The sequence below is a fragment of the Rhizobium sp. WSM1328 genome, from assembly GCF_057653715.1.
Genome location: NZ_JBYGKO010000002.1, coordinates 859,138 through 878,744 on the forward strand (window position 1 = coordinate 859,138; position 19,607 = coordinate 878,744).

15 protein-coding genes are annotated in these 19,607 nt (G+C 60.5%); 8 read left to right on the plus strand and 7 right to left on the minus strand.

The genetic code is table 11. From position 1 onward, the window contains the following. Nucleotides 1-50 precede the first annotated feature (50 nt). From AC2444_RS27605 to AC2444_RS27630, 6 genes are all read left to right on the plus strand, one after another. The gene (locus AC2444_RS27605; protein ID WP_012755519.1) at nt 51-1,988 is read left to right on the plus strand and encodes an ABC transporter substrate-binding protein; all 1,938 of its coding nucleotides are present in this window, start codon (nt 51-53) and stop codon (nt 1,986-1,988) included. A gap of 123 nt (nt 1,989-2,111) precedes the next feature. Continuing rightward, nucleotides 2,112-3,098 (plus strand): ABC transporter permease, encoded by a 987-nt coding sequence (locus AC2444_RS27610; RefSeq protein ID WP_003562632.1) that lies wholly within the window; start codon nt 2,112-2,114, stop codon nt 3,096-3,098. A 9-nt stretch (nt 3,099-3,107) separates the two neighbouring features. After that, nucleotides 3,108-4,229 (plus strand): ABC transporter permease, encoded by a 1,122-nt coding sequence (locus AC2444_RS27615; RefSeq protein WP_003562630.1) that lies wholly within the window; start codon nt 3,108-3,110, stop codon nt 4,227-4,229. A gap of 7 nt (nt 4,230-4,236) precedes the next feature. After that, nucleotides 4,237-5,958 carry an ABC transporter ATP-binding protein gene (locus AC2444_RS27620; RefSeq protein WP_003562629.1) on the plus strand — a complete coding sequence of 574 codons (1,722 nt, stop codon included), beginning with the start codon at nt 4,237-4,239 and terminating at the stop codon, nt 5,956-5,958. Then, nucleotides 5,955-7,166 carry a mandelate racemase/muconate lactonizing enzyme family protein gene (locus tag AC2444_RS27625; RefSeq protein ID WP_128449783.1) on the plus strand — a complete coding sequence of 404 codons (1,212 nt, stop codon included), beginning with the start codon at nt 5,955-5,957 and terminating at the stop codon, nt 7,164-7,166. Before AC2444_RS27620 ends, AC2444_RS27625 begins: the two co-directional genes overlap by 4 nt. 12 nt (nt 7,167-7,178) lie before the next feature. Next, the gene (locus AC2444_RS27630; RefSeq protein WP_003562625.1) at nt 7,179-8,366 is read left to right on the plus strand and encodes a galactarate dehydratase; all 1,188 of its coding nucleotides are present in this window, start codon (nt 7,179-7,181) and stop codon (nt 8,364-8,366) included. Between the two features lie 184 nt (nt 8,367-8,550). Here AC2444_RS27630 and AC2444_RS27635 read toward each other — a convergent pair whose 3' ends face one another. From AC2444_RS27635 to AC2444_RS27665, 7 genes are all read right to left on the minus strand, one after another. After that, entirely contained in the window at nt 8,551-9,123 is a 573-nt protein-coding gene (locus AC2444_RS27635) for an NADPH-dependent FMN reductase (protein WP_003562623.1), read from the minus strand. An 84-nt stretch (nt 9,124-9,207) separates the two neighbouring features. Further along, a complete protein-coding gene (locus AC2444_RS27640) occupies nt 9,208-9,873 on the minus strand; it encodes a nitroreductase (RefSeq protein WP_003562622.1) in 666 nt (221 codons plus the stop codon). A gap of 391 nt (nt 9,874-10,264) precedes the next feature. After that, on the minus strand, nt 10,265-10,618 hold the full coding sequence (locus AC2444_RS27645) for an ArsR/SmtB family transcription factor (protein ID WP_003562621.1): 354 nt from the start codon (nt 10,616-10,618) through the stop codon (nt 10,265-10,267). 216 nt (nt 10,619-10,834) lie between these two features. Next, nucleotides 10,835-11,527 carry a response regulator transcription factor gene (locus tag AC2444_RS27650; RefSeq protein ID WP_003562619.1) on the minus strand — a complete coding sequence of 231 codons (693 nt, stop codon included), beginning with the start codon at nt 11,525-11,527 and terminating at the stop codon, nt 10,835-10,837. 1 nt (nt 11,528) lies between these two features. Continuing rightward, nucleotides 11,529-11,906 carry a response regulator gene (locus AC2444_RS27655; RefSeq protein WP_003562617.1) on the minus strand — a complete coding sequence of 126 codons (378 nt, stop codon included), beginning with the start codon at nt 11,904-11,906 and terminating at the stop codon, nt 11,529-11,531. A gap of 2 nt (nt 11,907-11,908) precedes the next feature. Then, on the minus strand, nt 11,909-12,550 hold the full coding sequence (locus AC2444_RS27660; RefSeq protein ID WP_012755521.1) for a response regulator transcription factor: 642 nt from the start codon (nt 12,548-12,550) through the stop codon (nt 11,909-11,911). Further along, entirely contained in the window at nt 12,547-16,182 is a 3,636-nt protein-coding gene (locus AC2444_RS27665; protein ID WP_003562613.1) for a PAS domain-containing protein, read from the minus strand. Before AC2444_RS27665 ends, AC2444_RS27660 begins: the two co-directional genes overlap by 4 nt. A 353-nt stretch (nt 16,183-16,535) precedes the next feature. Here AC2444_RS27665 and AC2444_RS27670 point away from each other — a divergent pair, with 353 nt between their 5' ends. Both AC2444_RS27670 and AC2444_RS27675 read left to right on the plus strand, forming a co-directional pair. Further along, nucleotides 16,536-17,288, plus strand: a complete 753-nt coding sequence (locus tag AC2444_RS27670) for an SDR family oxidoreductase (protein WP_003562611.1) — start codon at nt 16,536-16,538, stop codon at nt 17,286-17,288. A 733-nt stretch (nt 17,289-18,021) separates the two neighbouring features. Next, a complete protein-coding gene (locus tag AC2444_RS27675; RefSeq protein ID WP_128449781.1) occupies nt 18,022-19,335 on the plus strand; it encodes a hypothetical protein in 1,314 nt (437 codons plus the stop codon). The last annotated feature ends 272 nt before the right edge of the window (nt 19,336-19,607 follow it).

Consider the following 19,607-nt stretch of genomic DNA (forward strand, 5'->3'; position numbering starts at 1 on the left):
GACGCATCAGCCGGTGCAAAGGCTGCGCCGGCGCAAAAGGGAGGAATTCGATGGCCAAAGAAATACTGTCGCGTGGCGTCACCCGCCGCGCCGTGCTTGGTGGCATGGCTGGTGTCGCGGCGCTGTCTATCGCCGGTCGCGTGTCTGCCGCAGGCGGTGAAGCGCCGGCACTTGCGCAACTCGCCAAGGATGGAAAGCTGCCGCCGCTCGCCGAGCGCCTGCCGAAAAAGCCGATGGTCGTGACGCCATTCGAGAAAGTCGGCACCTATGGCGGTTCGCTGCGCCGTGGCCTTCGCGGTTCATCCGACCATAACGGCATCCTGCGTATGGTCGGCAACCAGAGCCTTGTGCGCTGGAATCTCGATTTTACCGCCGTGCAGCCGAACCTTGCCGAGCGCTGGGAAGTCAGCGACGACGCAACACAATTCACGTTCCATCTGATCGAAGGCGTGCGCTGGTCGGACGGTCATCCCTTTACGGCCGATGACGTCGTTTTCGCGATCGAAGACTGCGTCAAGAACACCGAGCTCTACAGCTCGACACCGGCGCAGCTTGCCGTCGCCGGCAAGCCGGTGACCGTCGAGAAGATCGACGATTACACGGTGAAGTTCACCTTTGCCGCGGCCAATGCGCTTTATCTGGAGAACCTCGCCACGCCGCTTGGTCAGCATCCGACGCTGTTCCCGAAGCATTACTGCAGCCAGTTCCTGCCGAAATATAATCCCAATATCGAGGCCGATGCGAAGAAGGCCGGCGTCACCAGCTGGACGGAGCTGTTCCGCAGCCGTTGCGGCGACATCGAGATCCCGTCGCGATGGGGCAATGTCGACAAGCCGACGCTCGATCCATGGGTGGTCAAGGAGCCCTATGCCGGCGGTGCGACGCGTGTCGTCATGACCCGCAATCCCTATTTCTGGCAGGTCGATACCGAGGGCAACCAGCTTCCCTACATCGATGAAATCAACTTCGGCATCTCACAGGACGTCGAATCGCTGATGCTGAACGTCATCTCTGGAAAGATCGACATCCAGGAACGCCACATCAGCGTTCTCGCCAACAAGCCGACGCTGTCCAAGAACATGGAAAAGGGCGATTATCGGCTGCTGACGCTCGTGCCTTCGGCCTCGCAACAGTGCCAGATCTATTTCAACATCACCCACAAAGATCCTGCCATGCGCAAGATGTTTGCCGACAAGGCGTTCCGGCAAGCGCTTTCGATCGGCATCAATCGCCAGGAGCTCATCGACATCGTCTATTTCGGGCAGAGCGAGCCCTACCAGGCAGGGCCGCGTCCGACCCATCCGTGGTATAACGAAAAATACGCGCGCCAATTCACCGAATTCGACGCCGACAAGGCAGGCGCGATGCTCGATGAGGCCGGCTACAAGAAAGGCGGCGACGGTTTCCGCCTCCGGCCCGACGGCCAGAAGGTGTTCTTCTCGATCGACGTCATTCCGACGCTTTATCCCGACCTCGTCGATGCCCTGGAACTGGTCAAGGCGCATTGGGCTCAGATCGGTGTCGACATGAAGGTCAACACGATCGAGCGGGCGCTCTACTACACCCGCGGCGACGACAACGCCCATGACGCGGCGGTGTGGCCGGGTCCTGGCGGTCTCGATCCAATGCTCGATCCGCGCGATTTCTTCGCCTTCCATCCGCAGGGTTCGCGTTACGCCATTCCGTGGACGCTTTGGTACACCTCCAACGGCGCACGCGGCGAAGAACCGCCAGAAAGCCAGAAGAAGCGCATGAAGCTCTTCGACGAAGCGCGTTCGACGGCCGATCTCGACAAGCGCGGCGCAATCATGAAGCAGATCTTCGACATCGCGGCCGAAGAGTTCGAGACCGTCGGCCTTTGCCTTGCCGTCGGCGGTTTCGGCATCATCCGCAACAATCTGCGCAATGTTCCCGAGAAGGAGCCGGATAGCTGGTCCTGGCCCAATCCCGGTCCGGCAATGCCGCAGCAATTCACCTTCACGAGCTGATTTTCGTCATAAGCGCCGTACCATCAGGTACGGCGCTTTCTTTCAGTTCGCCCTCCGAGATGCCTTGCCGGCCCTGACGGCCGACAAGGCCCGGAAGGCGGCGTTCAATGCAAGAGGCGCCCCATGCTGGTCTTCATCGCCAAACGCTTCCTATGGATGATTCCATCGCTGTTTGCCGTCAGCTTCCTGGCTTTCGTGCTGATCCAGCTGCCGCCGGGCGATTATGTCACGACCTATATTGCGACGCTGGCAGCCTCCAACGAGATCGTCGATCAGAACACGGCGGCGCAATTGCGCGAGCGCTTCGGCCTTGGCGACCCGATGCTCGTCCAATATTTCAAATGGATATGGGGCATTCTCACACGCGGCGATTTCGGCATTTCCTTCGAATGGCAGCAGCCGGTCTCTGACCTGATCTGGGAGCGCATGGCGCTGACGCTCGTTCTGGCTCTGTCGACATTGATCGCCACCTGGGCGATCGCGCTGCCGATCGGCGTCTATTCCGCCGTGCGCAAATATTCGATCGGCGACTATTTCTTCACCGCCTTCACCTTTTTCGGCCTGGCCGTTCCGTCCTTCCTGCTGGCGCTGGTGCTGATGTATGTCGCGGCGGTCGAATTCGGACAGGATGTCGGCGGGCTCTTTTCGCCGGAATACGAGAACGCGTCCTGGAGCTTCGCCAAAATGGTCGATCTCTTCTCGCATCTCTGGCTTCCCGTCATCATCCTTGCCGTCTCCTCGACGGCGAGCCTCATCCGCGTCATGCGCGCCAACATGCTCGATGAATTGCCGAAGCCATACGTCACCACGGCACGGGCAAAAGGTCTCTCAGAGTTCCGGCTGCTGATGAAATATCCGCTGATGATCGCCCTCAATCCGTTCATCTCGACGATTGCCTGGCTGCTGCCCAACCTCATCTCCGGCTCGGTCGTCGTCGCCATCGTCCTCAATCTGCCGACGGCGGCACCTTTGCTGCTGCAGGCGCTGATGGCTCAGGACATGTATCTCGCAGGCGCCTTCGTCCTGCTGATCTGCGCGCTGACGCTGATAGGCTCTCTGATCAGCGACATCCTGCTTGCGCTGGTCGATCCCCGCATCCGGTTGGAATAGGAGCCCCACGTGGCCGACATCACCGTTACAAACATTCCCCCGGATCGCGCCGCCGTTGCATCGCAGTGGCAACTCATCTGGTGGGCTTTCCGCCGGCACCGGCTGGCCATGGTGGCGCTTGTCGTCACTGTGCTGATGTATATCGTTGCCCTGCTTCCCGGCTTCTTCGCCATCAACGACCCGTACCTGCAAAATGCGCGGGCGACCTTTCACCCGCCGCAGAAATTGCATCTGATCGATACTGAGAACGGGTTCTCGTTCGGCCTGCATTATTATCCGATGAAGCTGGCCCGCGATCCGGAAACGCTGGCCGCCATCTACAAGGAAGACACGACAAAACGTGTCGACGTCCAGTTTTTCGGGCGCGGCTATGAATATTCGGTGTTCGGCCTGTTCAGGACCAACATCCATTTGATCGCCTCGCCCGACAAGACGACGCCGCTGCTTCTGTTCGGCGCCGACAGGCTTGGGCGCGATGTTTTCAGCCGAACGGTGCAGGGTTCGCAGATCTCGTTGTCGATCGGCCTCGTCGGCGTCTTCTTCTCGTTGATGCTCGGCATCGTGCTCGGCGGCATCTCGGGATATTACGGCGGCCGCATCGATTTCTTCCTGCAGCGGGTGATCGATTTCGTGCTGTCGCTGCCGACGATCCCGATCTGGCTGGCGATGGCCGCAGCCCTGCCGCAGGACTGGCCTGCGACGCTACAATATATGATGATCACGATCATCCTGTCGCTGACCGGCTGGGCGCAGCTCGCCCGCGTCGTGCGCGGCCGCTTCCTGTCCTTGCGCACCGAGGAATTTGTCGCCGCCGCCAGGCTCGACGGCGTTCGCGAAAGACGTATCATCTTTCGCCACATGCTGCCAAGCTTTGCCAGCCATATCATCGCGTCGATCACGCTTGCGGTGCCGGCAATGATTCTTGCCGAAACCTCTCTCTCCTTCCTGGGGCTCGGTCTGCAGCCGCCGACCATCTCCTGGGGCGTGCTTCTGCGCGAGGCCCAGAACATTCGCTCGATCGCCACCGCGCCATGGCTCTTCATGCCGGGCTGTGCCGTCGTGGTCGCCGTGATGGCGCTCAACCTTCTCGGCGACGGCCTGCGCGATGCGGCCGACCCCTACAACAAATGAGGCCGGCATGACCGATACCCCTCCTATTGCCGGCAGGCCGCTGCTCCAGGTGAAAAATCTGACGGTCGAGTTCCCTCTGCGCACCGGCGTCTTCCGCGCCGTCAGCGATCTGTCTTTCTCGATCGAGCCGGGCAAGACGCTCTGTGTCGTCGGCGAAAGCGGATCCGGCAAATCGGTGACGGCGCGTTCGATCCTGCAGATCGTCGATGCGCCTGGCCGCATATCCGGCGGATCGATCATATTGAACGATCAGAACGGCGGGTCGATCGATCTGACCAGCCTCAATCCGCGCGGGCGTCAGATCCGGGCGATCCGCGGCCGCGACATCGCCATGATCTTCCAGGAGCCGATGTCGTCGCTGTCGCCGATCCACACGGTCGGCAACCAGATCGTCGAGGCGCTTCGCCTTCACACCCGGATGAGCAAGGCAGAGGCGCGCGCTGAAGCCATATCGCTGCTCAGCCAGGTCGAAATTCCCTCGCCGGAAAAAGCGCTGGACCGATATGCCTTTCAATATTCCGGCGGGATGCGCCAGCGCGCGATGATTGCCATGGCGCTCGCCTGCAAACCGCAGCTGCTGATCGCCGACGAGCCGACCACGGCCCTCGACGTGACGACGCAGGCCGAGATTCTCGACCTGATCGCCCGGCTGCAGAAGGCCAAGGGCATGGCCGTTCTTTTCATCACGCATGACATGGGCGTCGTGGCGCAGATCGCCGATGATGTGCTCGTCATGCACAACGGCGTCGCCAAGGAATATGCGCCGGTCGAGCAGATCTTTCATGCACCGAAAGACGACTATACGCGCATGCTGATCGGCTCGGTGCTGAAGCTGGAAGCGAAGGCCGAAATCCGGCTGGCGCGCCCGCCGCTCGACACGACGGCGCCACCGATCCTCGAGCTCCGCAATGTATCGATGGATTTCGGCGAGGTGAAAGCGCTGGACGATGTGTCCATTTCGCTTCTGCCCGGCGAAACGCTGGGCATCGTCGGCGAGAGCGGATCCGGCAAGACGACGATGGGTCGCTCGATCATGCGGCTGATCGATCCGACTTCAGGCGAAATCCTCTATCGCCGCGCCGACGGCGACATCATCGATCTGGCAACGGCAAAAGGTCAGACGCTTGCCGCGGCACGGCGGGAATTGCGAATGGTGTTTCAAGATCCTTTCGGCTCTCTCAACCCGCGCATGACCGTCTCGCAAATCATCGGCGAGCCGCTGCTCGTCAATGGCGTCGCAAAGGGGCGGGCGCTGGAGGAGCGCGTTTGCCATCTGATGGAGCAGGTTGGCCTCGACCCGAGGGCGCGCGAACGCTACCCGCACGCCTTCTCCGGCGGCCAGCGCCAGCGCATCGGCATTGCCCGCGCCATCACGCTCAATCCGCGCGTCATCGTTGCCGATGAGGCTACCTCGGCGCTCGACGTCTCGGTGCGCTCGCAGGTGCTCGATCTATTGATGCGCCTGCAGGACGAACTCGGGCTCGCCTATATCTTCATCAGTCATGACATCGGCGTTATCCGCTACATGTGCGACCGTGTCGGCGTCATGTACAAAGGCCAGCTCGTCGAAATCGGCGACGCGGAGAAGGTCTGCCGCACGCCCGAGCACGCCTATACGCAGGCGCTCATATCAGCGATCCCGCGCCCTGATCCGCGTGATCGCGACCATTCCAGGCGTTTCCGCTACGTCGCGCCGGAGATTTTGAAGAATGGAAGTTTGCAGCGATGAAAATCACCGGAATCCGCACTTTTCTCATGCATGTCGGTCAGCCTGATCCCGCGAACTGGGCTTCCGACCAACGGTCCAGCAGTGGCGCCTCGAAACAGTTCGGCGGCACCAGAAACTGGCTCTTTCTGAAGATCGATACCGACGAGGGCATCACCGGCATCGGTGAATGCTCAGGGTGGCCGCGCGTCGTCGAGACAGCGATCCATGATCTCGCCCCACTCCTTATCGGCGAAGATCCGGCCCATACCGAACGGCTATGGCAGAAGATGCATATCGCCATGATGGGACATGGCATGCTCGGGACGGTCGGAGGCGGTGCGATGACCGGCATCGACATGGCGCTATGGGACATCAAAGGCAAGGCGCTCGGTGTGCCGGTCTGGATGCTGCTCGGCGGCAAGATGCGCGACCGGATTCCGATCTACTCGCATGCGAATACTCCCGAGCGCGCGCTTGCCATCAAGGAACGCGGCATAAAGGCGATCAAATGCGGCGGCGTCGCCGATCCGGTCCGCAAGGTCGCCGCGCTCCGTGACGCCGTCGGTGACGACATGGACATCGCCATCGATCTGCATGGGCCGCCGTGGCTGACGCCTGCGGATGCCTGCCGGCTGGTGCGGGCGCTCGAACCCTATGAATTGATGTGGGTGGAAGATCCGATCGCGCCGGAGAATATCGACGGCTACCGGCGCATCCGCGACGCAGCACATGTGCCGCTTGCTGCCGGCGAGCGCTCGGCCACCATCTTCGGCGAGCGTGAGCTTATCGAGAAGGAACTGGTCGACGTGATCCAGCCGGACACCGGCCGGGCCGGCGGTATCACCCAGATGAAGAAGATCGCGGCCATGGCCGAAGCCCATCATATCCAGATGGCGCCGCATTCGGGTTCGCTCGGACCGGTGGCGGAATATGCGGCTCTGCATCTGCTCGCCGCGATCCCCAACGCGCTCATCCTCGAGCGCCTCGACGACGACTGGGACGGCCGCCGCCAGACGATCGTGCCGCATCCGCAACAGGTCGACGGCTTGATCGCCGTTCCTGATGGCCCGGGACTTGGCTGCGATATCGACGAGGCCTTCGTGGCGCGCTTCCCCAGCAACGGCAATGTCTCGGTGCCGCAAAGTGCCGGTGCCTACAATAGCGGAACCGACAACGAGCATCTCTACGTGCAGACGCGCCAGTCGCGCCGCACCTATTTCAATCGCTAGAAGGACAGAAGGATGAAGATCGACCGCATGCGGGTTTTCATGACCCGCGACAAGGACCGTCCCCGCGTGATCGTCGCGCTCGACACCGATGACGGGCTGACGGGCTGGGGCGAATGCTACAATCACGGCCCCGACAAGGCGCTTCCGCCGCTCTTGGATTATCTCTACGAATTTCTGTCCGGCCAGGATCCGACACGCGTGGAGTATCTCGTCAATCTGCTGATCCAGCAGAGCCGGTTTCCGCCGGGGGCGCTCGGTCTTGCCGCGATCTCCGCGCTCGATCACTGCCTGTGGGACCTTGCGGCCAAGGCGGTGAATGTCCCGGTCTACAAGCTGCTCGGCGGCGAAGTGCGCGACCGCATCAAGGTCTATGCCGGTGTCTACACCGCACCGGATGCGCCGGCGGCCCGCGACGAGTTCGATCGTCTGAAGGAGGGGTGGGGTTTCACCGCCTTCAAGCTCAGCCCCTGGCGGATCGACATGCACTCCAATCGCTGGGGCAATGTCGTCAAAGCCTCGGCGGATTATTTCCGCTCGCTTCGCGAAACGGTCAATGACGAATACGAAATCGCCTTCGATGCCCATGCGAAGATTTTCGAGCCAATCGCCGCTCGCCAGCTCGGCAATGCGCTGGCGCCTTATGATCCGCTTTTTTTCGAGGAGCCGCTGCGTCCTGAAAATATCGAGGCCTGGGGCGATCTGAAACAGGGGCTCAACTGCACACTTGCGACCGGCGAGTCGCTCTACAACAGAAACGAGTTCCTGCGGCTGCTGCAGGTCAAGGGCGCCGACCTCATCCAGCCTGACATCTGCGTCGTTGGCGGCATCAGCGAAATGCGCCGCATCGCCACGCTTGCCGAAGCCTTCTTCGTCGGGGTGGCGCCGCATAACCCGATGGGACCGCTTGCGACGGCGGTCAATGTTCATTTTTCGGCGGCGGCACAGAATTTCCGCATCCTCGAATACCGGCTGCCAAAGGGACAGGCCTACGTCTATGGCGGCCTCGATATCGAGAAGCGGGAGGGAGAAACCCGTTACGTCGTCGATCCCTATCTGCCGAAGGACGGCTATCTGGAGCTGCGTCCCGACCGGCCGGGCTGGGGCGTCGAAATGGACGAGAAGGCGATGGAGGAAGAAGGTTACATCCATTGGCAGCGGCGCGTGCCGAAGCGGCCCGACGGCTCCTACGCCTTCGCCTGAGGGCATTGCGCGCTTTAAAAACAGGAGCTGGCCGCCCGGATGGACGCGGCCAGCTGCCGCAGGGCGACGCTTCTAGAGCATGATGCCGAAAATTGTGAGCGGTTTTCGGGTGACATCATGCTCTAACTCTTTAATTTAGAACAGGATTCAGATTTTAGGCCGACGGGCCTAAAATCATCCAGTTCTAGGCATCTTTCGGCAGCACTGAGCGAACCCTTGCGATGAAGACATGGAAGTCCTGCATGAACGTGCGAAGGAAATCCGCGGTTTTGTCGTTCGTGACCTCGCCGTCATCGGTGATCAGCCCCGGTGTGAACTGGATGTAGGCTTCCGGGGCATTCATCTGGGGAGAGTTGCAGAAACTGAGCACACTGCGCAAATTCTGCTGGGCGACCGCTGTGCCTATCGCGCCCGGCGACGTGCCGATCACCGCTGACGGCTTGCGTGTGAACGAGTTGGTGCCGTAGGGGCGGCTAGCCCAGTCGATGGCGTTTTTCAGCCCACCGGGTATCGATCGATTGTATTCGGGCGTGACGAACAGCACGGCGTCGACGGCTGCGATTGCCGCCTTGAATGCCTTGCCAGCCGGAGGGTAGTCGGCGTCATAGTCGTAGCTGTAGAGCGGCAGGTCCTTGAAGGATATCTCCGACATTTCAAGTTCCGGCGGGGCGAACCGCACCAACGCCTTGGCGAGTTTGCGGTTGATCGAGCCCTTGGCAAGGCTGCCGATGAGATAGCCTACTTTATGCGTGGTCATGGCGTTCTCCAATATCTCGCATGATAAGGGACGTATCATACGCTAGGATCACAGAAGGGGTTCCTGTCCTTTGATCGCAAGTCACTAATCGCCGAGGAACGTGACCGTCTCGTCGAGCGGGGCGCGGCCTGTACGGGCGTAACTAACCGTGGGGTCCTCGTACCCGATCGACATGCCGCAGAAGAGGATGAGCCCGTCCGGGGGCGACAGGACCTCCGCGACCGTCTCGCGAACCTGCGACCACGCCATCTGCGGGCAACTGTGCAGACCTTCGGCGCGGAGCAGCAGCATGATGGTCTGCAGATACATGCCGACGTCGGCCCATTGGGGTAGGCCGAGGTCACGGTCGATGTAGCAGAATAGGGCGGCGGGCGCGCCGAAACAGTTCCAGTTGGCGATTGCTGCCCGCTGGCGCGCCTCCCAGTCCTCGCGCGCAATGCCGAGCGCGCTGTAGCGCTCCTTGCCAAAGGCGGACCGGCGCTCGCCGTAGGGGGGCTTCAGCCCGGCCGGGTACATCTCGTATTGCCGCTTATCCCAGGCGTCGCCATGGGCCACGCGCTCGACGGCGGACGTCTTGAGCTCTGCCAGCGATGCGCCGGTCATCACATAGGTATTCCACGGCTGGATGTTCGATCCTGACGGCGACCAAGCTGCGGCGGACAGCACACGCTCAAGCACCTCCCTGTCCACAGGCTCGTCTTTGAACCCTCGCACCGACCGTCGACTTTTGACTGCCTCATATACGTCCATGATCGCCTCCATGGCGCTGGCCGTTCGTTACGTCCATAGTCATGGCCGCTTCCTCCAGACTGTTCCGTTGCTGATGTGATTCATTATCTCCATTCGCAATGGAGGCGTAATCACACCGTGGTCTAGGAGGCGTACATCAAACGTACATCAGGGATCGATGCGTTGCGGGGGGGGCATGTGGGCGAAGCATCGCTGGACTCCCGCGCCACCGCATCCCGGCCTGGAAGGACGCCCCTGAAGGGCCTCAGCTTGGCGCTTGCGCTCAAGCCGCAGTTGTCTTTTTCGCCGACTTCGCCATTGCGCTGCTCTTCGTTGCCGCTGCGCCGATCCCGAGTTGCCTACAAGATCATGCTCCAATCATGAGCCGCAAGAGCAACGCTTCGTCATTTCGTCAGGTGCCTACGGCTTGGACGCGTTCCACTGGAGAGCGAGGATGCCATCCGAAGATGTCGGCGAGCGTATCGAGCATCGCCGTGGCTGCGGCGGATTGAAGTGAATAGTAGATCGTCTGGGCAGCCCTTCGGGTCTGCACGAGTTCCTGTTCTCGAAGAATTGCCAAATGCTGGGAAGTCGAAGATTGGCTCAATCCCACCTCGTCGGCCAGGACGCTCACGGACATTTCTCCTTCGGCCAACAGATGCAGAATGTGAAGCCGTTTGGCATTCCCCATGGCTGACAGGAAGTTTGCTTCGTTGTCGAAGGCGTTGGTTTCAGGGGAAGGCGCGGCTGACGATTGAGTGTTCAAGGCGAGATCTCCTTTAGGGAACCAAAGCCGGGCACCAGGTCATATCCCCGAGCTTTAATTTAGAGATAACGCATGGGTGTGGAGCCGAAACCCATTATCGGCGCCTCGTCGTCTTTTTTGGCGCGAATCGGATACGCCGCGCATCAAATGGACAGCGGCGGCAGCGTCATCTTCGAGGCTGGCGTCCTTCGCCTTTGGAGCCGCTTGGCTGAAAAGCTAGCGCGCGCCGACTTGGCGCATTTGCGCGGGCAGCGTTTCCCAGGCCCGGATCAATTCGCCGATAGAGGCAGCCTCCATCTTGTGCATGACATTGCTGCGATGCAGCTTGACCGTCACTTCACTGATGCCGAGATCAAAGGCGATCTGCTTGTTGAGGCGGCCGCGCGCCACTTCATGCAGAACTTCGCGCTCGCGCTGCGTCAGCGTCTCCAGGCGCTTTATGTTGCGCTCGGCGATCGCGGCTTCCGCTCGTCGTTCGGCATCCATCGCAATGCCGGCAGTCACCGCGTCGAGCAGCGTCTGGTCCCGCACCGGCTTGGTGAGAAAATCCACGGCGCCGGCCTTCATCGCCTGGACTGTCATCGGAATATCGCCATGTCCGGTCAGGAAGATGATCGGCTTGGAAATGCCGTTTTCGGCTAGATGACGCTGCAGATGGAGGCCGCTTGCCCCCGGCATGCGCACATCGAGGATAAGGCAGCCGGGGCTATCCAAGATATCGGCATCGAGCAATTCACGGGTCGAAGCAAAACTGGTCGACTGGAAACCCGCCGACAGGATCAGCTCTGACAGCGCCTCGCGAACGGATGCGTCGTCATCGACGATAATGACGAGCGGCTGGTTCTCTTCATAACTGCACTGCAATGATAGCGGTGCCGATCTCCGCAGCAACGGCTGGTCAACTCTCATGTCACCCTCCATCTGTCGATTTATGCAAAGCGTTGGCAATGGCCGCCAGCAGGGCCTGGGCATCGAAGGGCTTGCGGAAAAATCCGCTCGCGCCTTGAGCGCGCCCCTGATCCGCTATCTCGTGGCGGCCCGTGATCATGAATACCGGCAGCTCCGGACGTGACTTCTTCACGAGGTCACGAAGTTCGAAGCCGTCGATGCCAGGCATACCTATATCGGTGATGAGCAGGTCGAGGTCCGACAGCCCGTTGACGAGCAGTGAGCCCGCCGACGAGAAGCTGCGGGCCACATAGCCCGCAGATTCAAGAAGGTCGCCCATCGATTCAAGCAACCTTGGGTCGTCATCGACAATTGCCACGACGTGTCTTGTCTTGTTCATGTTCAATTCCCTCCCACTCGGCGCGAGTGGGTTATCGGTATTTCCAATCTCTCCGCGATCCGCACCAGATCGGCGAGCGATGCCGCGGCCATTTTCTGCATCACATTTCTTCTGTGGATTTGCAGCGTCACTTCGCTGATCCCCAATTCGGCTGCTGCCTGCTTGTTGAGAAGACCGCTGACGACCAGCGGCAGCACCTCGCGCTCTCGTGGCGTCAGGTCGAGATAGTGTCGCCTCAGCATATCGAGTTCGGCGCGTTGCGATCTCTTTTCCAGATCCTCAGCGAGCGCCGCGTGGATTGCTGCCATCAGGTCCGCATCGCTAAAGGGTTTGGTCAGGAAATCCACCGCGCCGTGCTTGATCGCACGCACGGAGGAGGGAATGTCGCCGTGACCTGTGATGAAGACGATCGGCGGATGATCCCTGTCGGCGATCTGTCTCTGCAGGTCGAGGCCGTTGATGTCAGGCAGCTCGATATCGAGGATGAGGCAGGCGGGCACGTCCGGCTTGTCCGCTTTCACGTAGTCGCCGGCCGATTCGAAGGTGATGGCGCGCATGCCGTGCGAGTCCAGCAGCTCGCTGAGCGCTTCCCGAACACGTTCATCGTCGTCGACGACGAAGACGATATGGTCGTCGGCCGTCATGACGCCGCCTTTGTTTCTATGGGCAAGGTGAAGAGCAACGTCGCTCCGTGCGGATTGTTCTTCTCGGCCCACAATCGTCCGCCGTGCAACTCGACGATCGAGCGGCAGATCGCCAGCCCCATGCCCATGCCGTTTTCCTTCGTCGTGAAGAACGGCTCGAACATCTTTTCGGGAAAGTCGATGCCCTGTCCGCGATCGCTGATCTCGGTCTGGAGGATATTCCCGATCTGGCGCACGCGGATTTCGACGACCCTGTCGCCTGTCGTGGCGTCCATTGCCTCGATACCGTTGCGGATGAGATTGATCAGAACCTGCTGGATCTGGACGCGATCGATTGCGATGAGCGGAAGGGTGTCGTCGAGCTCCACCTCCATCCGAACGTGACGACGCCAGGCCTCGTCGGCCATGAGGTTGCGCACTTCGTTGACGATACCGGAGAGCGTCGATGGGATCCTCCTGTCCACGGATTGCTTGAACAGGGCGCGAATACGGCTGACGACATCTGCCGCCGAGTTGGCATCTCGGATGATGCGCTCGACTGTCCTCTGTGCCCGCTCCATATTCGGCGGCTCGGCCATGAGCCAGCGCTGGCAGGCGTGTGAGTTGGCCACGACGGCCGCAAGTGGCTGGTTCACCTCGTGCGCGATGGAGGCTGAAAGCTCGGCGAGGCTCGCCACTTGGCTCGCCCGTGCAAGACCCTCTCGCGCCCGACGCAGATCTTCCTCCGCGTGAACCTGACCGTCGATATCCAGGCAGATGACATTCCACTGGACGATGACGCCTTCGGCATTGCGCATCGGTGCCGCGCGCGTCTCGACCCAGCGATATTCACCATCATGGCGCCGCAGACGGTGCCTACGCGCATAGGGCTCGCCAGAGGACAACGAATGGGAATAGTTTTCTTTGACCCCTGCCACATCGTCGGGATGAACACCGGCATCGAGTGTGCCTTCCAGCCGGGTTTTGCCTGTTCCATCCAACTCATCGAGATTATAACCGAGGAAGTCGCGCAGTTGCTGGCTGCGATAGATCGGTTCTCCATCAGGTGCTGCGCAATCGATCATTGCCGGCAGCGTTTCAACGAGCTGCCAGAGCGATCGTTCTCTCTCCCGCAGTGCCTCCTCGACGCGCAGTTGATCGTCGATGTCATGCGAAAGACCATACCATTGGACGATCCGGCCGCTTTGATCCCGCAGCGGCTCCGCGCTGCCTTTCACCCAGCGGTAGACGCCGTCGGCGCGCCGCAGGCGATACTGGCTGGAGAAGCGCTCCCCCGTAGCAAAGGAATGGTTGAGCGCTTGCTCGAGGCCGGCTGCATCGTCGGGATGGACGGCGGCCTCGATGAGCGCCGCTAGCCGGCTGACGCCCGGCTTTTCTGTATCGACAATGTCGAGACCCAAAAAATCGATCAGGCGCTGGTTGAAGAAGGTCGGAGCGCCTTCCGGGTTGAGCCGCCAGAGCAGGCTCGGAACCATGTCCACGAGTTGCGAAAGCTCCCGCTCCCGGTCGCGTAGCGCTTCCTGCGCGCGCATCTCATCGTCGATGTCGACTGATATGACATACCATTGCATGATCGCGCCGCTTTGATCGCGTAGCGGCTCGGCTCGGCCATCGACCCAGCGATAGGCTCCGTCGAAACGGAGCATGCGATATTTTATCGAGAAGGGATCGCCGCTGGCGAGCGAATGGTGAACCGTCTCGAGCAACCTCGATGCGTCATCGGGATGGACGAGGGTGTGGATGACCGAGGAGAGCCGGCTCATGCCGGGCTTGTCCATATCGCCAACGTCGAGACCGAAAAAGTCGATCAGGCGCTTGTTGAAGAAGACCGGTTCGCCTCCCGGCGTCAGGCGCCTGATCTGAACCGGGACCATGTCCACGAGTTGCGACAGCTCGCGTTCGCGGTCGCGCAACGCCTCCAGCGCACGCACCTCCTCGTCGATATCGAGGGAGACGCCGTACCATTGCACGACCGTTCCGTCGTCATCGCGCCGCGGCTCCACCCTGCATTCGGCCCAGCGGTAGACGCCATCCTTTTCAAGCCAGCGAAACCGCATGGCGGAGCCGCTGCCGGCTTCGAAACAATTGCGCAGCGTGCGCTGCACGGCGGACGCATCCTCGGGATGAATCAGCTGCTGCAGCAGCTCGTCGATGCGCGGTTCGGCCTGAGAGTCGAAATTGGCGATGACGGCGCGGAAATGATCCTGGTAGCGTTTGTTGAAGTAGGTCGATCCGCCTGTCGGTTCGACGCTCCATATGCGGACCGGCACGGCATCGATCATCTGCTGAAGCTGTCTTTCGCTCCGCCGAACGGCCTCTTCGGCACGCATCTGATCATCGATGTCGTGACAAAGCCCGTACCACTGGACAGTGTTTCCGGCCTGATCACGCATCGGCTCGGCGCGGCTAGACATCCAGCGATAGAGACCGTCGGCGCGCCGCAGCCGATACCGCATGACGAAGCTCTCGCCGGTGGCGAGGCAATGGCGAAGGGCGTCCCTGAACCCGGCTGTATCATCGGGATGAACGGTGGCCTGCAGGACCGCCTCCAGCCGGCTCATGCCCGGCCTGTCCGAGTCCGCCACGTCAAGACCCAGGAAGTCGACCATCCGCCTATTGAAGAAAGTCGGCTCGCCCTCGGGCGTCAGACGCCAGACATGGCTCGGAACCATGTCCACGAGCTGCGAGAGCTCCCGTTCCCGGTCGCGCAACGTCTCCACGTTTTGGTGCAATGTCAGCACGGCCAGCTGGTGCTGTCGGGATATGGCGGCGACAATCAGCGCCGAAAATGCCGAGATAGCCAGAAACAGCTGCAGCATGATCTGATTGTGTTTCTGGGACTCGGGATCGCCGGAAAATTGGCTGGCCCCTGTTATCGTGAATACCGCCGTGATCAGAGCAAGCAGAGCGAGCGATACCGCGGCGCCCTTGAACTCGAAGCGGACCGCGGCCCAGAGAAGTGGCGGCATGATGATGTAGGCGAAGGGAAGGTAGCCGCTCAGCGAAAGAGCCGCGACACCAAGAAAGATCAGCCCCAGGACGCAGGCTTCCACCCATTGCGCGGCCGAGAACTGCATCTTGCTGCGCCAGCTGTGAAAGAGGACCAACGCCAGCGGCGCGACGATGAGGACACCGGTTGCGTCTCCGATCCACCATAGCGGCCAGGCCGTCGCGAAGGATTGCGATTGGATCGCGAACCAGGCAAGCGTGGCACTTCCCACGGTCGCGCTCACGATCGGTGCGATTCCGGCGGCCAGGATGACGAATGTGAGAACTTCCCGCAGAGTTTCCAGCTGAACGGGATGTTTCAAGGTCCGGTTCACCAGCCATGCCGCGACCATTGCTCCAAGAGCGTTGCCGACATAGATCAGGAAGGCCGCAGGCACGGGGCTGTAGAACCACAGGAAATTGCTGAACATTTCCGCCAGGCAGCCCACCAGGATCCACCATGGCCAGCTGCGCCTGGAGGCGAGGATGAGGGTCGCGACGAAAAGCCCGCCCGGGGGCCAGATGGAAATACCCGTTCCCGGCACGATTGCCAGCGACTGTGCGAAGCCGCAGGCGAGTACATAGGCGAGGAAGAAAAGCCCCAGATGCAGGAGCCGGGGACGGTGGGACCAGACGCTCAGCATCAACTGCTCCTGCCGGACAGAGAGAACCGGCGGATCGTCAGCATTTCCTGCAGCAGTCATTCTCGATTTCGGGGCTGGCGAGCTCATGTTACGAACCGTAATCCCGCTGCACCACAACCGCAACTCATGGAAACCCATGCATTGCGCGGGAATGTAGCCGGAATTTTCGGGCAAACGACGGATCGGAAGAATGCTCTGTTTTCCCGATGGCGCATCCTAGGCTTCGGGCTGGTTCCGCTATGCCGTAGGACCTAGGACGCCTGACCTCAGTCACGATGGAAGGCGTCCGGCTTTCCGGTCATTGTCGATCCCACGTGAGGCATTGCAGACGAGATGCAACAGAGGATGCCGATATGAAAATCACCGTGGTGGGAGCAAGCGGTCTGATCGGAACGCGGCTCAGCGAGAAGCTGCGCCAATCGGGCCACGACGTCGCGGCCGCATCATTGTCGCTTGGCGTCGACACGGTTGCCGGCAAGGGACTGGACGTGGCGATGGCGGGAACCGAAGTCGTTGTGGACGTGACCAATGCCGCATCGTTCGGTGACAGTTCGGCGCTCGATTTCTTCAAGGCGTCGACAAAGAACTTGCTCGCAGTTGCGGCGCAGAGCGGCGTCCGGCACTATCTCGCACTCTCCGTCGTTGGCACGCCGCACCTCGTGGAGAGCGATTATTTTCGTGCGAAAATGGTGCAGGAAAATCTCATCCGGGCTTCAGGTCGACCCTATACGATCCTCCGCTCCACGCAATTTTACGAGTTCATAAACGGATTGATCGACATCGGTGCAGAAGACAATGTCTTTCGGTTGCCACCGGCCTTGATGAGGCCGGTCGCAGCCGGAGATGTCGCTGCATTCCTGGCGGAACTGGCAGCCGGTGCTCCCTTTGGCGATGTCGTCGAAATCGGCGGTCCGGAGCAGTTCGGCATCGATGAAATCGCCCGGATCTATCTCGCCGCGAACGAAGACGAACGCCAGGTGATAGCAGATCGATCCACGTCGTATTTCGGCGTCGAACTGACCGACGACGCACTGATTCCCGGCGCCGGTGCGCGCATGGCGCGCCAGACGCTTGCCGACTGGCTCTACCAATCGATGGGGGAGTAGGCCATGTGGCTTTTCTTCCGGCCGGTAGGAGACTTTGACCCGCGACAGAACGTCCATCTGGCTGCGATTAGAACCCTCAAAGGCTCACCGCAATCTTTAAATCGAGATGAGCGGGGGTTTCAAGGCTTGCCTCCTGAAAGATTGGTGGCGGGTACAATAATGAGCGAGCATATTCCGTGTCGGTTGAGCAGCGTTTAACCCAGCCGCCTAGATCAGTGCTTCGGGAATGCCCCAAGGTTGACAAAAAGACATCCATTGCCGATCTCTATCTGGGTCAGAAGGTCGGCCCTTACCTCTTCGCCAACAACCGCTTTTATGTGCCGCCACTTTTGGCTCTTCGGATGTGCGGGCACCGGTACGCCTTCTCGTAAGAACAGCGTCACTTCAGGAGCTTCATCTGATTTGTAGATGCAAATTCTCAACGGCTCACATCCCTGTTAACAGCAAATATTGTGCACTGCAAAACGAGGGATGGCAAACATTCATTTGCCGGCTACGTCAACGTTGGCCGGTTTAGACCCGTGATCTGAGGCGCACCCTGCCGCCCGATGCTGAGGACGGCGTCCGTCGGAAGGTCGAGGGGCGCGACTCTGGAGGTTCGGGTGTTTTCACCCAAGTCGCCGGGGTTCATCACCTCGAAGCATTCAAGAAACCTGTATGAAGCTCAGGGTTGAACTCGTCGCACCCCGCTCCAAATCCCGTCGGCAGCAGTCGAAAAGGAGGGCAGGCGCACATGGGCAACGCACAGATCGATCGGGTCGGTCGAGTGAGACCAGGCTTGGGTTTCATTCTCGTCCTCGTTTCCCTACTGTCCAGCGCTCAATCCTTCGCCGCACCCGCCGATATCGGCGGCCTGACGGTGACCCTGCCCGATGCTGCTTCCGGCTGGAGGAAAGCCGGAAAGGGCAATCTCTTCATGCTCCAGAAGGAATTTCTGGAAACGGAGGACGACAAGCGCGGCAATGCTCTGATTCAGATCACCAAGCCGCTCGCGGCAGCGCGCAATTCCCTGCAGGCCGGCATGAAGACCTTCGTTGCGACGCTGCCCGACATGGCAAAGGAAGATATCCTGATCAAGCATTACGGGGTCTCGGTAAACGGCTATGACATCCGCGCGGAAGAACGCTGCTGCGTCCAACAGAAGAACGTCAGCATCAGCCAGATCGTCGTCGGCATCGCCGGCGACAAGCGGCAGGCCTTTCTGCAGCTCGTGCTGCCGAATGTCAGCGGTGACAGAAGCAGTGGCGCCGAGGCCGATTTCGCTGCCCTGGTCCGCTCGGTGAAGCTTGATCCTTCCGACAAGGATTTCGACCTCGTGCCGACGAGCGGCGATGGCGGGCTGGACGGCGTCTTCACCCATCTCGATACCGGAATCCGGCCGAATGTCTTCGGCGGCATGGATTTTTATTCGGACAGCACGATCACCATCTTCGACCCGAAGGGTCTGTTCAGCACAGAGCTACCGAAGGGCGGCCGGAGCATCACCGAACATTGTAAGGAGACCCCGACCGATTGCGGCCTCTACAAGCTTGTCGGCGGCGGTTTCTTCTCCTCCACCGGGTCGATCGAAACGCGCAGCGTCACCTCTGCCTACGGCACGATCGAGACAGAGACGAAGACATTCTCGAAAAAGGGCGAAGACCTGGTGATTGCCGAGGCAGACTATCGCGCCGTGCCGCCATTTGATGAGAGCACGACACTTGACGGCGAATGGGTATCCACCTTCGCCTCGAGCGGCATGACCGCGACCTCATCGGGATCGGTGGCGTCCAGCCATACCCTGAGGCTTCATCGAAACGGTACTTTCGAACGCACAGGCTGGTTGGGCGCCTCGACGACGAATGAAGTCGGCGGATCGAAATCGGGCGTCACCACGTCAAGCAACCGGCCGGGCGCCAGCGGACGCTACAAACTTTCCGGCTATCGCCTCGATCTGACCGACGCCAGCGGCAAGACCGAGACCATGAGCATATTCGAACCGGACAAAGGTTCCGACGGGCTTCTGGTGATCAACGGCAACAACTACCTGAAGGACGACGGAAAATAGAGAGGCAGCGTCCAGGCTATTGATAAATTGGATTTATCCGGGGAATTTCTTGAATTCCGGCTGGCTTGAAAGTCACCCGTGTTGTCAACCATTGCGAACCATTGGCATGGCTCGCACCGACTCAAATCTGTCCGACGTCGCCGGTCGTCTCGGCGGGCGGAAACGGGTGGTTTGGTTAAGCATTTGTAAATTGGTAACGAATCGAGGCATATAGTAACTGCGCAACTGAAGCGCTTTCGTTCAAAATTGCGCAGTTACTTGGGAAAAAGATC